This is a genomic window from Porticoccus sp. W117 (assembly GCF_030341905.1).
Lineage (GTDB): Bacteria > Pseudomonadota > Gammaproteobacteria > Pseudomonadales > Porticoccaceae > SCSIO-12696.
Genome location: NZ_JATAAF010000009.1, coordinates 54,359 through 68,695, shown reverse-complemented (window position 1 = coordinate 68,695; position 14,337 = coordinate 54,359). Strand labels below are relative to the sequence as shown.

At 53.7% G+C, this 14,337-nt stretch carries 8 protein-coding genes; 4 read left to right on the top strand and 4 right to left on the bottom strand.

Annotation, left to right across the window (positions count from 1 at the left end):
• Window positions 1–226: 226 nt before the first annotated feature.
• Window positions 227–1,762, bottom strand: coding sequence for a trimethylamine methyltransferase family protein (locus QSV34_RS08560; RefSeq protein ID WP_289153764.1), 1,536 nt, complete (start codon window positions 1,760–1,762; stop codon window positions 227–229).
• 224 nt (window positions 1,763–1,986) lie between these two features.
• Here QSV34_RS08560 and bmt point away from each other — a divergent pair, with 224 nt between their 5' ends.
• Complete coding sequence (gene bmt / locus QSV34_RS08555; RefSeq protein ID WP_289153762.1) at window positions 1,987–3,036, top strand: betaine--homocysteine S-methyltransferase; 1,050 nt, start codon at window positions 1,987–1,989, stop codon at window positions 3,034–3,036.
• A gap of 124 nt (window positions 3,037–3,160) precedes the next feature.
• Here the strand turns inward: bmt and QSV34_RS08550 are convergent, their stop codons facing one another.
• The gene (locus QSV34_RS08550; RefSeq protein ID WP_289153760.1) at window positions 3,161–3,565 is read right to left on the bottom strand and encodes a GFA family protein; all 405 of its coding nucleotides are present in this window, start codon (window positions 3,563–3,565) and stop codon (window positions 3,161–3,163) included.
• Window positions 3,558–5,888: a winged helix-turn-helix domain-containing protein gene (locus tag QSV34_RS08545; RefSeq protein ID WP_289153757.1), complete on the bottom strand. Its 2,331-nt coding sequence runs from the start codon at window positions 5,886–5,888 to the stop codon at window positions 3,558–3,560. The genes QSV34_RS08550 and QSV34_RS08545 overlap by 8 nt, the downstream gene beginning before the upstream one ends.
• 262 nt (window positions 5,889–6,150) lie before the next feature.
• On the opposite strand from QSV34_RS08545, the gene QSV34_RS08540 reads away from it, so the two are divergent.
• Window positions 6,151–6,639, top strand: a complete 489-nt coding sequence (locus tag QSV34_RS08540; RefSeq protein WP_289153755.1) for a tetratricopeptide repeat protein — start codon at window positions 6,151–6,153, stop codon at window positions 6,637–6,639.
• A 369-nt stretch (window positions 6,640–7,008) separates the two neighbouring features.
• Here QSV34_RS08540 and QSV34_RS08535 read toward each other — a convergent pair whose 3' ends face one another.
• Window positions 7,009–9,006 carry a hydantoinase/oxoprolinase family protein gene (locus QSV34_RS08535; protein ID WP_289153753.1) on the bottom strand — a complete coding sequence of 666 codons (1,998 nt, stop codon included), beginning with the start codon at window positions 9,004–9,006 and terminating at the stop codon, window positions 7,009–7,011.
• A 366-nt stretch (window positions 9,007–9,372) separates the two neighbouring features.
• Between QSV34_RS08535 and QSV34_RS08530 the strand changes: the two genes are divergently transcribed.
• Together QSV34_RS08530 and QSV34_RS08525 are read left to right on the top strand one after the other, a co-directional pair.
• Window positions 9,373–11,937, top strand: a complete 2,565-nt coding sequence (locus QSV34_RS08530) for a TonB-dependent receptor (RefSeq protein WP_289153751.1) — start codon at window positions 9,373–9,375, stop codon at window positions 11,935–11,937.
• Between the two features lie 139 nt (window positions 11,938–12,076).
• Window positions 12,077–14,071: a tetratricopeptide repeat-containing sulfotransferase family protein gene (locus QSV34_RS08525; protein ID WP_289153749.1), complete on the top strand. Its 1,995-nt coding sequence runs from the start codon at window positions 12,077–12,079 to the stop codon at window positions 14,069–14,071.
• The last annotated feature ends 266 nt before the right edge of the window (window positions 14,072–14,337 follow it).

The following is a 14,337-nucleotide window of genomic DNA, read 5'->3' as shown; positions in this document are numbered from 1 at the left end:
GTAGGCCTATCGAATTGAAATAGAACGGCCTGAATAATCGTGGACGTAGCGCGGTGAATTGCATAGTCAACGCGGCAATCTCCCGGTTTTGACACGTTGTAGATGGAGATAACCGCAGTCACTTTGCTGTTGACTCGCACCATCCATGGCGCTTCGGCCTAAGGCCGCCTGCGGCGTCAAATTGGCTTTCCAGCCAATTTGACGCGATGACGATTAGTTACAGTTGTTATTCGCTACCGTCGGGAAACTCAGACTTGCGCTGTTTTACATAGGCAAGCAGAGCTTCATCGATAGCCGGGTCCAGCTCCGGCATCTGGTATTCCGACAGCATGGTTTTGTACAGCTGGTTGGCCCGTTGGGTGGCGTCGAGTTCGCCTTCTTCATGCCATTGTTCAAAACTGTTGTTATCGGCGATGGACGATCGATAAAACGCCGTTTCAAAGTTCTTCTGGGTGTGTTCACAGCCCAGGAAGTGTTTGCCGGGGCCCACTTCGCGGATGGCATCCAGGGCCTGTCCGTTTTCGGAAAGATCAACGCCCTGGGCAAACTTCTGCAGCATGCCGAGCTGATCAATATCCATCACAAACTTTTCGTAGCCCATGGTCAGGCCGCCTTCCAACCAGCCCGCTGAGTGCAGGGCAAAGTTGACGCCGGCCAGCAGGGTAGGTTGCAAGGTGTTGGCGGTTTCGTAGGCGGCCTGGGCGTCGGAGATTTTCGACGCGGGCAGCGCACCACCGGAACGGAAGGGCAGGCCCAGTCTGCGTGCCAGTTGAGCGGCGCCGTAGAGCACCAGAGCGGGCTCCGGTGAACCAAAGGTCGGGGCGCCGGACTGCATGGAAATAGAGCTGGCAAAGGTGCCGAATACACAAGGTGCACCCGGCGCGTACAGCTGTATGAAGGTAACCCCGGCCAATACCTCGGCGAGAATTTGCGACAGCGTGCCGGCCACGGTTACTGGAGACATGGCGCCGGCAAGAATGAACGGAGACACCACACAGGCCTGGTTGTTGCGCGCGTAAACTTTTGCCGCCCCCAGCATGGTGTCGTCGAAGGTCATGGGGGAGTTGGCGTTGATCAGATTGACGGTCACGGTGTTTTGCTGGACGAATTCCTCGCCGAACAAAATGTTACACATCGCTATCGTATCTTCCGCCCGTGACGGGTGAGTGACAGAGCCCATAAATGGCTTGTCGCTGTAGCGCATGTGGGTATACACCATATCCAGGTGACGCTTGTTAACGGGAACATCCACCGGCTCACAAATGGTGCCGCCAGAGTGATGAAGGTAGGGCGTCATGTAAGCGAGTTTTACAAAATTCTTGAAATCTTCCAGGGTGGCGTAACGGCGGCCATTGTCCAGATCGCGAACAAAGGGAGAACCGTAGCCCGGAACAAACACGGTATTTTTGCCGCCAATAACCACATTTTTTTCAGGGTTACGTGCGCACTGGGTAAATTGCGAAGGGGCGTTTTCTGAAATGATTTTTCGACACATTCCGCGGGGGAAACGCACCAGCTCCCCTTCCACGGTACAGCCCGCTTGTTTTAATACGTCCAGTGCTTCCGGGTCATCGCGAAATTCAATGCCGATTTCTTCCAGAATGGTGTCGGCGTTATTTTCGATAATGCTGATGGCTTCTTCATCCAGCACTTCGAAAGGGGAAATTTTTCGTGTAATGAAAGGGGGTGTGGAAACCGTATTATCCTGCCGTGCTTTCATTCTTGCGGCGCGACCACCGCCTGCGCGTCTACGAGTGCTCATGGGAAGCTGCCTGAAAAGTGAATGTTACTAAGAGTATGGTGGTGCATAAAAAAACTGCTATTTAATATGCGACAAAGGTATATCTCATCACGGCATAAACCGCGATTCAGGGTGTTTTATGCCTCGTTTTTTGGTCAATTGCAAATGCCAATAATTGGCTGACTATTGTGGGTGAATCCGTTTACACTGCGGGTATTTTCTGACCTGAAATTCCGGATTTAATAATGGCTAATCAGTTAACTGAATTGTTAAACGAAAAAGGCTGCCTGCTGGCGGATGGCGCTACAGGAACCAACTATTTTCAGATGGGTTTGCAAACCGGTGATTCGCCTGAATTATGGAACAGGGAACACCGGGACAGAGTGGCCGAGAGCTATAAACGCTTTATTGATGCCGGTTCCGATATTGTTCTGACCAACAGCTTTGGCGGTACTTCCTGCCGCTTGAAATTGCACAAGCTGGATAATGCGGTGGACGAGCTCAACGAGCAGGCTGTGGTTATTGCCAGGGCGGAAGTGGAAAAATCCGGGCGCAAGGTGTTGGTGGCTGGCTCCATGGGGCCAACCGGAGAGATTCTTGAGCCGGTGGGTACCTTTCCCATCGCCGAGGCAGAACAGGCGTTTGCACAACAGGCATTGGCTCTGGAGCGAGGCGGCGCGGACCTTCTGTGGATTGAGACGCTGTCCTCCATGGAAGAAGTGCAAGCGGCCATAGCCGGGGCGTCGAAAACCAATCTGCCCATTGTCTGCACCATGAGCTTTGATACCAATGGCCGAACCATGATGGGTGTAATGCCTTCAGACCTGGCTCGATACGCCAACGAGGCGTCCACCCCGCTGACGGCCTACGGCTCCAACTGCGGTGTGGGCCCGGCGGAATTGGTGGCATCAGTGCTGAATATGAAAGATGCCTCCGGCAGCGAAGATATTATTATCGCCAAGGGCAATTGTGGCATTCCCGAATACGTCGATGGCGCCATTAAATACAATGGCACGCCAGAGTTAATGGCGGACTACGTGCGTCTGGTGGTGGCTGCCGGTGCGCGGATAGTGGGTGGATGCTGCGGCACCACACCGGAGCATATTGCCGTTATGCGCCAGGCGCTGGATTCCATTGACGGCGACGAAGCAGTGACTCTGGAAAATGTTGTGGCCAAGCTGGGTGAAATATCCACCGGCAGTCACGCTCAGAACCGCAAAGAATACGATATGGAAGCGGGGAGTGCTTCGGGGGCACCCAGAGTAAGGCGCAGCCGGCGGAAAGCCTCGAAATAACCGTGATCCCCGCGTGGTTGTCATTGCGAGGAGCCTTTCTCTTTTAAAGTAAAGGCGACGCGGCAATCTAGTGGTTTCGCAGTAGAGGCTCTGGATCGCCGCGCTGCGCTCGCGATGACGTTTTTTAAGTCTCACCGTCCCTGGATTTATGAGCCAATGCCCCCGCATTGGCCTCCCAGTTCTGGCCATCAAATGAATTCTCGGTGACATCCAGTGTTTGCCAATCGTCCAGGCAGCGCCAGGTGACGGCGACGCCATCCGGGTTGGAGCGGGGAATGTAATAGCTTTTTACCCCGCATATTTTGCAGAACAGATGGCGGGCCACACCGGTATTAAAACGATATTCCGTGAGCTGGTTTTCCCCTTTCAACAAGCGGAAACGAGAGGCTGGCACAATCACGTGGACATTGCCGGACATGGCACAGATGGAGCAGTTGCAATCTTCCGCTTCAAGCCTGTTGGGCACATTTACTTCGTACCTGACAGCACCACAGTGGCAGCCGCCAGGGTGCCATTTAAGATCACTCATCCAGTACCTCCGGTAACAATTGTCGCTGCTCGGCAATTCGCTGACGAATGTTGGCGGTCAATTCAGCATATTCCGGCAAGCCGGTTAGTTGCTGTAGTGCCGGGTGGTGCTGCAGTGACCACCAGTCCCTCACCCAGCCCTGGTCAAAGCCTTGTTTGAGTGACTGCAGGGCTTCCTGCTGGCGACCCTTGAGCGCCAAAAGCTGGGCTTCAACCGCCTGCCAGCGCAATAAGGCGGGGTAGGTGTTAATGGTTTCTTCAATGGCAGCGGTCAAGTTGATGGCGGACTTGTCTGCGGCCTGCAACAAATGACTCAGGGCCATGGCGGCGTCGACATTGTGTATACGAACGGTGGGGTTTTTCGCAGAGGTTAACCCCGGATATCTTTTTCGCAGCAGCTCAATACCCTGCTGATACTTTTCAGCATTGGCAAAAGCTGTGTGCAGTGTGGGTACCAGGGAATAGGGGGTTGCTTCCACCCGCCCTAGACGAGGGGCGAGGGCGACGACCGTTTCCGGGTGTTGGTTGGCGATTGCCCGCTCAGTAAGCCCTGCCCAAAACCGGGCTTCGTCACTGTTGCCGTGTAAAGCGGCGGCGCGCTCAAACCAGACCTGAGCCTGTTGATGTTCTTCCAGCTCCAGAAATAAAAAACCCAGATAGGCCGCATTCACCGGTGATGATGCGTCGACCTCTACGCAGGTTTGCATCGCTTTGATGGCCTGTGCAATGGCGCCGCGAGAGTGGGCAATAATGGCCCGCCAGGCCAGTGCCCAGGTGTTGTCCGGGTCGATGGCCAGCGCCTGATCAATCATGGTGTCGGCATCGTCTTTGCGATCCAGATGAAACAGCATCAGCGCCATATTGACGTTGATCCAGGGGGACAGCGGGTCGAGGCTGAGGGCTTTTTCGGCGGCGGCCAGGGCTCGCAGTGGCTGGTTGTTTTTCAGCCACATCTCCGATTCCAGAAAGCGAGCGGTGGAATCGTTGGGGTTCAGTTCAACTGCGCGCTGTAAATCCCGCTGCGCGGTGTCGAAGTCCGCTGCCCTCATGGCGAGCACCGCCCGCGCAATGTAGGCATTGACCGAGCTGTCGTCCAGGCTGAGGGCTTTTTCAATGGCCTGCCTGGCTTTTTCTTCGGTGACGGCTATGGGCTGGTAGTTGTTGTAGTAATTGGAACGCGCATAGATATAGGCGAGCCCGGCGTGGGCCGGCGCAAAGTCCGGGTCCAGGGTGACAGCGTGTTCGAAAGAATCTCTGGCCTGGTAATACCAGGCGCTGATGTCGCCGTTCATCCACCAGTACAGGCCCTGTAAATAAGCGTTGTAGGCCTGGATGTTCTCGGTGCGCGATATTTCAACGGATTGGCTGTTTGCCAACAATTTGCCCTGCAGCACACTGGCCACTTCGTTGGCAATTTCCTGCTGCACCGCAAATACACCATCCAGGTCGCGTTCGTACTGGCGTGACCACAGGTTGCTGTCGCTGCTGGCGTCAATCAACTGGGCGCTGATGCGCAGGGTGTTGCCAGAGCGGCGCACGCTGCCTTCGAGAATATGGCGCACCTGAAGGGCATCGGCTATTTCTGCCAGGGAAACGTCCTGCCCCTTAAATGCAAAAGATGAGCGCCGTGAAGGTACTCGCAACCCCGGAACACTGGCCAGGGCCGCCAGCAATTCTTCGCTCACCCCCTCGGCAAAATAACCACTTTGCGGGTCTGCACTCAGGTTTCTGAATGGCAATACCGCTAGCGACGGTCGCGCGCTTGCCACTGCCACCGGTTGCTTGGCTGTTGGTGTTTTTGGTGCCATTGGTGTAAGTGTGCTTGGCCAGAGTAGCCACAGTGCCGCAGCTAAAGCGGCCGCAATGGCAATGCCTGGCCACCAGCGTCGCCGGGTCGCTTCTGCAGTGGGGGGTGACGGCGGATCAACGGGTTTGGGTGTTGGCTCTGTCGCAACGCTCTTGGAGGCGGGCGCCAATGTGTTTACCTCGGCGACGAGGCGATAGCCCTGTTTGGGCACTGTGCGGATGTAGCTCGATTCTTTGGGGGAATCGCCCAGAGCATTTCGTAACTGGGATATGGCTCTGGTCAGGGTTTCTTCCACCACCACTCGCCCAGGCCATACCAGTTGCAGCAATTGCTCCCGACTGACTGTTTCCCCAGCGCGATACGCCAGCACGCAAAGAACGGCCATTGCCTTGGGTTCAACAACGCTGGTGTATTCGCCATTGGTGATGCGATTGGCGCCGGGATCAACCCGGTGTGGCCCGATACCAAAGGGTGAGCTCAGCCTGTTGTTATCTTCATCCATCAAACTTCTATCCATAAAAAAATGGCGTATCCGGAAATGGGTAAACAGGGCCGTTGTATAGGCTCATTCCTTTGAAATCAAGGAAAAATAAGCACTTGCAGCGACTAAATGTGGGTTCATCAGGAATTCATTAGGTTTTTTTTAGGGTTTTTATGGGATTTCATCAGGTCGAAAGCAGGGGGCAAACCTAGAATGCGCTCAACCGTATCGCAGTGATCGGCCAACAAAACCACAACTCGCTTAACCACAACAGTTTAAAGATAGAGAGGCAGATAAAATGGCTAAATTTACTTCAGTATCTACCGTACGCGCCCTGTCCCTGGTTGCAGGAACTTTCATTCTTGGTTTGGCCACTGTACAGCCTGTAAGTGCTGATCAGGATCTGGCTATGCAACTGCGCACCTCTGACCGCGAAGTGCATGGCACCCGCGAAGTTGAAGCTGGCAATTACGATGCCGGTATCGCCAAGCTGCACAAAGCACTGGAAAATACCGGAAGCAGCCTGCGTCGCGCGCCGATCCTCAACAACCTGTGCGTTGCTTATGTTGCCAGCGGCCAGCTGGAAAATGCACAAGCCTACTGCGACCTCGCTGTTGAATCTGGCTTTGAGCAGTCTGTAGCACACAACAACCGCGGTGTACTGAACTTTGTACTGGGCAACTTTGACGCCAGCGTGAAAGACCTGGAAACCGCCACCAAAGTAGGTAGCCAAAAGCTGTATGTTGAGCGCAACCTGGACCTGGCAAAAACCAACAAAGGCGCTTAATCGCTTCTGAACACTTATTTCAGGACAATAGTTTCTAAGTAAGTAGTCAGAGCAAACGCTGAAAAGCCCTTCTCCGAAAAGGAGAAGGGCTTTTTTAGTTTCTAGGGGCTGTTAACAATCATTTGGTCATTGCTGCTGGAGTTCATTTTTTGTTCCAGCAAGGCAGAAGGAGTGCCGTGTAGTTATTCTACATAAGCGACTGATAACGCAGCTGGAGCAAAAAATGGGCCCAGCCCTTCGGGTTGCCCCTGAAAAAGCGTCATGCTGTGTTATTCGTCGCTCATTTGGAGCAACCAAACCGCACTCCTCACGCCTTGCCTGACGCCTTTTCAGGAGCAACAGCAACGATCAAATGATTGTTAACAGCCCCTAGCCTTCTTTGACTTTACTAACCACTTCAGCCGTCACTGTTGCAGCCACCAGGCTGATGCTCTCGTCGAGGCCGGGGACATCAATTCGATCGACGGATATTTCTATTTCACCGGAGTGGCCACCCATCAGTTCTGATTCCGCCTGCGCCCGGTCGTGGGCCAGCTGGCGAGCCATGTCGATGGCTTTTGGCCCTGAGCTGCAGGCTACAGGTTCCTCGTGAGTGTGGATCAGGTACCCTCCGGCATCGGAACGCGTGATTTCCACTACGCTCTGAACCTTGATTGAACCGGTGGCGGCGCCAATGGCATTGGCCACCTCGGCGTCTTGAGGAATGATCACCTCGCACCCCAGGCGTTCGCCCACGGCCGGATAGAAAACCCCCGCAGGCCCGCCCACGGCAATAACATCTATGTTCGGTACCAGGGAAACCCTCAGGTTGCTGACCCGGTGAGTATTGTTTGCTACCGAAGACAGCAGCGGGTCATTGTCAGCAAATTTTTTGCCGGCCAATGTCTCCACCACCAGGCGGGTACTCTTACCCGCTACCGCGGCGTGTACCTTTTGCGCGAGCCGGTTAACGTCAGCTTCTACATCGGCGGAGATGAGCCCATTGGCGCGGCCCAATAATTCAAACGCCAGCTGCGCCCCTTTTGCCGACCACTGGGATTGCAGCCCCAGTATGTGAGCAGCATCGGAAGGGGTGCAGCCGGACTCCTGAATAATGCCGCGATTGACCAGGCGCGTAACCCGCGAGCGGTCAGCGGCGCCGTATATGGCGTCGTTATAAAGCGTTGGTTTATCCGGCTTGAGCCTCGCCAGAAAATCTTTTTCTGCTGCGCTCAGGTCGTTGGGGAATACGCCGGGTTCTGTGCCCTCCGGGAACAGCAGGTAGTGGGTAGCTCCTCGCATGCCCTTGTTCTTTGTCAGTGCGGCGGCTAATTCATCCACGATATGGGGCCAGCGATGCGCCAGCAGTGACATGGGCACAACGCGATTGTTGCCCAGGGAAACCACCCCTTCAAAATCCACTTCGGCCTTGCTGTCGCCACCCAAGCCGAAAGTTTGCATGTCGATGGCTCGCACCAGAGTGCGAAAGCCTCCCACTTCTGAGCCTTGCTCATTGAGTTTCGGCCAGCCGTTGATCACCGTGGCGATGTCCGATGTGGTGCCGCCAATATCGGACAGCACAAAGTCCGCTTTATTGGCCAGGAAACGCGCGCCAATAACACTGGCGGCAGGGCCAGAGAGAATGGTTTCAATGGGTTTGGCAATCACCGATTCTGCAGTGGCAATAGAACCGTCACCTTTTACGATCATCAATTGTGCGTCGATACCCTGTTTGGCCATGCTGCTGCGCACGGCCTGCTCAAGGGCGACAATCAGGGAAATAATTCGCGCATTAAAGGTTGCGGTAAGAGCGCGTTTGGGGCCATCGAGAGCTGCGGACAAATCGCAGGAGGCGGTAACCGGGCAGCCGGTTATCTGGTGAATCAGTTCTTCGGTGCGGCGCTCGTGGTTGGGGTTGCGCACGGAGTAGTGTGAGGCAACCGCAAAAGCATCCAGGTTTGCGCCCTCGTTAGCCAGTACAGTTTCTATGGCTTTGGTGTCCAGTGCGGCCTGTTCCTGCCCGGTGTATTTGTGCCCGCCCCGGATGCGGAAAACCTTGGCGCTGGGCACAGCTTTGGCAATTTGTGTGCGTGCCGCCATGCCGTCGTCAAAGCCGATCAGAAATACACCCACCGCCGAGCCGTGGCCTTCCACCAGAGCATTGGTTGCCAGTGTGGTTGACAGAGATACCAGGTTGATAGCGCTGCGGTCGATGGTTTCTCCGGCGGATACCAGTACTTTCTCCAGCGCTTCGCCGACGCCCAGCGCGAGATCGCCTTTGGTGGTCAAGGCTTTGGCTGAGGCCACCAGGCGGCGACTTTGGGCGTCCATGATAACGGCGTCGGTGTACGTGCCACCGGTATCGATGCCAATGGAGTAGGTTTTCATTTGTGTTCTTCTCACAACAATGTTTCGCTGAAGGCGGAGCATATAGGCGTCTATATGCCAGAACAAGAACAGAAAAGGGTTGGTGTTATTGTGTATGAAAGTGACGCTTTCAGGTAAGTTATGACTACCTATATGGGTTTCTATTTTTTGAATGTTTTTCGCATTATTCTCACCATCAAATTTTTAGACGCTTGACCATGTGTGTTACGGGTAACACGTGGTCGGTATTTGCTGTGTCTAAAAGTTACTTATGCCCGTTTAGCTTTTTGTTTTAACACAACATTGGTGTATGGTGGATTTTGTTTTTTCAGGAGTTCTGGGAGTTTTTGCAGTAATAATTATTTAATTACAACCGAGGGGTATCAGATGTTAGCCAAGAATAAATTGTCTGCGGCCATTATTGCAGCCACCTTTGTACCCGGAGTAAGTTATGCAACGCTGGAGGAAGTGGTTGTTACCGCAACCAAACGTTCCGAAAGCCTGCAAGACGTACCCATTGCCGTATCTGCTTTAGGTGAGTTGGCGCTTGAGCAGCTAGGGGTCGAAACTTTTACTGACTACCTCGTGCAATTGCCCGGTGTGACCGCCGGGGGCAGCGGCCCTGGACAAGCCACCATTTACATTCGAGGCCTTGCCTCCACCACACCCAATCTGACTACCGCCGGTGTTGCCGGTCTGGCTCCTAACGTTGCTTTATATCTTGATGAACAACCCGTATCGCAGCCCGGGCGTAACCTCGATGTGTACGCGGCTGACCTGGAGCGGGTAGAGGTATTGTCTGGTCCGCAGGGCACACTGTTCGGTGCAAGCTCTCAGGCCGGTACCGTACGCTTGATTACCAACAAGCCCAAACTGGATGTACTGGAAGGCAGCGTTAAGCTGGGTACTTCCTTTACCGCAGGTGGCGAGCAAAGCAATAGCGTTGAGGGTGTTATTAACATCCCGGTCAGCGATCAATTTGCTGTCCGTGCGGTTGTTTATGCGGACAACCAGGGTGGTTACATCGATAACGTACGTGGAACAAGAAGTGCCCGAGATGCGGGGCGTTTCCGCTCTGCAGACGTGGTGCGCTCCAATGGTGTGCCAGTAGGTACAGATCGTGATGGCTTCCAATCGCCCACACAAATACCTGGCATAAGTTTCGATGGTGTTAACTTCATTGAGGCTACCAATGATGCGTTAGTTGAAGAAGATTTCAACGATGCCAGCTACAATGGTTTCCGCTTAACCGGTCTTTATGAGTTTAATGAAGATTGGCGTTTGACCGTCTCACATTCCCAGCAGGATATTGATTCAGAAGGTGTGTTTTTTGAAGATCCAGATGTGGGCGATTTGCAAATTGAACGCTTCTCTAACGACGAGTTGGAAGACAACTACGAGAACACCAGCTGGACTCTGAACGGACGAATCGGCGCTCTGGACATGGTCTACACCGGTGCTTTCACCGATCGGGAGACTGAGCAGCAAGTTGACTATACCGACTATCTTTTTACAGCTCAGTATCTGCCCTACTACATCTGTGATGGTTCTGTGACATACCCTGGTGATGCGTTAGCGCCTACTGGAACCTGTCAAGCACCCAATCTATTGGTAGATAGTACCAGCGACACCCTGATCCGCACCCACGAAATCCGCTTCCTGACTTCTCAGGATGCTCCCCTTCGTGCCACCTTCGGTGCCTTCTACAGTAGTCTTTCCCTGCGCGAGCTAAACGACTTTATCTACCCTGGCTCTCAAGCGGCAATCGCATTTAACGGCAACGTCGGGTTCGGGCCCAACTTCTCGACACCTGGCTCATCCAGCAGTCCCACTCCTTTCCCAGCGGGTGGTATTTTCCGTAATGATGTACTGCGCACTGATGAACAGTTGGGTGCTTTCGGTGAAGTCTCCTACGATATCTCAGATCAGTTCACGGTTACCTTTGGAGCCCGTTGGTACGATATCGAAGTTGATTTGCGCGGTAGCGCCGATGGCTCATTCTTTAACTTCGGTGCAACGGTCGACCAGAATGGCTTTTCTAACAACCTCGATACCTTGTTTGATGGTATTGACGGTAACAACCTTGGTCGTGGGCCCGATGGTAGCAACCCTGGCCGCAGTGATGTTGGTGCTCCAGATGTGGCTGCTACTGACGGCACCATTTTCAAGTTTAATTTGAATTGGAAGCCAGTCGAGGATGTGCTGATTTACGGAACCTGGTCTGAAGGTTTCCGGCCAGGTTTGTTGAATAGGCCAGGTGGTAGCACCGCAACAATCAACGGTCAGGCATTTACTGTACCTTTCGCAATTGACACGGATGACGTAACCAACTGGGAGTTGGGCTGGAAGGCTGAACTGCTGGACAACAGCGTCCGCTTTAACGGTAATGTTTTCTTCCTGGATATCGAAAGGTTGCAAACCACTATTTTCGACCCCAACATTACCAACCTGCTGTTTTCAGATAACGCTGCCGATGCAGAAATTCTGGGCCTTGAGGGGGATATTACCTGGGCGGTTGAGTCGGTACCCGGCTTGACGGTAACCAGTGCGTTCTCTTTCCTGGATACGGAAATTACCGAGGTGATCACCCCGACCGGTGATGTATCCATTGGTGACTCTCTGGCCTTTGCGCCAGACTTCCAATTCAACGTTCGGGCTCGCTACGAGTGGGATCTGGATAGCGGCGCAACCGCGCACTTCCAGCCACAGATAGTTTATTCGGATTCATCCTTTAGTGACATTATCAGCATCAACCGGGATGAAATCGATGACTGGCTGACGGTTGCGGTATCCGCCGGTATTACCACTGATACCTGGACAGCCGAAGTCTATATCGACAACCTGACGGACGAGCGCGCCGAGCTGGCTCGCAACTTCAACTTTGACCGCCAGCGGGTCACCGTGAGTCGCCCCAGAACCATCGGTTTCCGGCTTGGTTTTAATTTCCAGTAACCCGCATTATTGACCCTGGAAATAAATTATCTTAGGGTCGTCTAACCCATTAAAGCGCTCCCTCGGGGGCGCTTTTTTATTTACAGCAACGTAAGTCATTCCTGACAGTTGTATGCCGCGAATTTAAGAGAGCCCTTTTGTGCAAGACACCAGCAGCCCCATAGCCCAGTCCATACAGCAAGCCCAAAAACAAATCTCGACAAAACAGTTCGCGGCGGCTCTGGCGACACTGAAGCCTATCCTGGAAAAATCACCGGATAACACCGATGCGCTTTATATGCTCGCTGTTTGTCAGCGCTACCAGTCAGATGCCAGCGCTGCGCATGCCACTCTAAACCGGCTCAAGCAGCTCGCTCCGGATTTTGGTCGGGCTTATCAGGAAGAAGGGCACCTGTTGTTCGGCCAGCAAAAAAATGAACAGGCACTGGCCTGTTATCGCAGGGCAACCGAATTTAATCCCGCTCTTGAGGCGAGCTGGCGCAGGCAAAGTGAGATTCTCCAGTCACTTGGGCGGCAGCAGGAAGCCGGACAGACCTACGCCCAGGCCCAGCGCTTAAGAGAACTGCCCAAAGAACTCTTTGCGGTCACCAACCATCTCTATGAAGGCAGGTTGCTGAAAGCCGAAAACCTTTGTCGCTATTTTCTGCAAAAAACACCACACCACCCGGAGGCCATGCGGCTACTCGCGGAGATAGGTGTACGCTTCGGTGTCTACGAGGACGCGGAATTTTTGCTCGAAAGTGCAGTGGAATTTAACCCGGACAATGTGCAATTGCGGCTGGACTACATCAAGGTGTTGCACAAGCGGCAGAAATTTGCCAAGTCTCGAGAGCAGGCCCAGCACCTGTTGGATAACGACCCCAACAGCCCTCTGTTCCAGTCCCATTTCGCCATAGAGAGTATGCAAACCGGGGACTATGAGGAGGCCTTTCACTATTTTGAAAAAGTGCTGGAAAAACTACCTGAAGACCCTGCCACGCTTACCTCCCAGGGCCATGCCCTGAAAACCTTTGGCCGCCACGAGGAAGCGGTTGCCTCCTACCAGGCCGCTTATCGCGCCAGGCCCAACCATGGCGATGCTTATTATTCCCTGGCCAATCTGAAGACCTATCGCTTCAGTGACGCAGAGCTGGCAGCCATGACTGAGCAGCAACAAAAAAGCGACCTGCCACACCAGCAGCGCGTGTACTTTTGTTTTGCACTGGGTAAGGCCCATGAAGACAAACAAGATTATGAGCAGGCCATGCATTACTACCGGGAAGGCAACGAACTGCAGCGCCGCCAAAGTCGCTACAGCGCTGACACCATGACCGAGGCGTTGGCGGATCAGGAAAAATACTGTACAGCGGAATTATTCGATGGCCGCAAAGGCTGCGAAGCACCTGACCCCATTTTTATTCTTGGCTTGCCCCGCGCCGGTTCCACCTTGCTTGAACAAATACTGGCCTCCCACAGCCAGGTAGATGGCACCCTCGAATTACCTCATATTCTGTCTTATGCGCACCGCTTGCGTGGCCGTGGCCGCACGGGCAAGGACGGGCTTTACCCGGCCATTCTCAAGGAGCTTGGCGAAGACAAATTGCAGGAGCTGGGCCAGCATTTTATTGATGATACTCGCATCCATCGCGAAGACGCGCCCTTTTTCATCGACAAAATGCCCAACAACTTCCGCCATATAGCGCTGATTAAACTGATTCTGCCCAATGCCAAAATCATCGACGCTCGCCGCCACCCCATGGCCTGTTGTTTCAGCGGTTTTAAACAGCTGTTTGCCGAGGGTCAGGAATTTACCTACGGCCTTCACGAGGTGGGCAGTTATTACCGCGATTACGTCAAACTCATGGATCACTGGGATCGGGTGTTACCCGGCCAGATTCTGCGGGTCGAATATGAGGATGTGGTTGCTGATACGGAAACTCAGGTGCGAAGAATGTTGGACTATCTGGGGCTGCCCTTTGAACAGGCCTGCCTGGAACATCACAAAACCAAGCGTTCGGTGCGCACCGCCAGTTCTGAGCAAGTACGCCAGCCTATCTACAAATCCGGGCTGGAGCAGTGGCGCCATTTTGAGCCCTGGCTGGAGCCATTAAAGTCGGCCTTGGGGCCGGAGATTCTTGAGCGCTATCCGATTTAGTGTGTCGGTAAAAGAAGGTCTGGGTTCTTGGTAGGCATGAATTGGCTATTGCTTGCTGTGACCGTGGCCAGCATGGATGCTGGCCTCGAGCCTCCAGGGAAGGCTTTCTTTTCATAGGAAAGGCGGCGTGTCACAGCAAGCAATACCCAATTCACTCTGTTCAGGTTGTGTGGAATCATAATGGTTGAATATCCAAATGTCGTTCACAGTTAAGAGGCCGGTGGCTCGATAAATTAGGCTTTTCCAGTTTGCCAGCATGTGGCTGT

Bases quoted from the DNA above. Each gene is read 5' to 3' on its own strand.
- QSV34_RS08560 (WP_289153764.1), bottom strand. From the start codon at position 1,762: ATGAGCACTCGTAGACGCGCAGGCGGTGGTCGCGCCGCAAGAATGAAA.
- bmt (WP_289153762.1), top strand. From the start codon at position 1,987: ATGGCTAATCAGTTAACTGAATTGTTAAACGAAAAAGGCTGCCTGCTG.
- QSV34_RS08550 (WP_289153760.1), bottom strand. From the start codon at position 3,565: ATGAGTGATCTTAAATGGCACCCTGGCGGCTGCCACTGTGGTGCTGTC.
- QSV34_RS08545 (WP_289153757.1), bottom strand. From the start codon at position 5,888: ATGGATAGAAGTTTGATGGATGAAGATAACAACAGGCTGAGCTCACCC.
- QSV34_RS08540 (WP_289153755.1), top strand. From the start codon at position 6,151: ATGGCTAAATTTACTTCAGTATCTACCGTACGCGCCCTGTCCCTGGTT.
- QSV34_RS08535 (WP_289153753.1), bottom strand. From the start codon at position 9,006: ATGAAAACCTACTCCATTGGCATCGATACCGGTGGCACGTACACCGAC.
- QSV34_RS08530 (WP_289153751.1), top strand. From the start codon at position 9,373: ATGTTAGCCAAGAATAAATTGTCTGCGGCCATTATTGCAGCCACCTTT.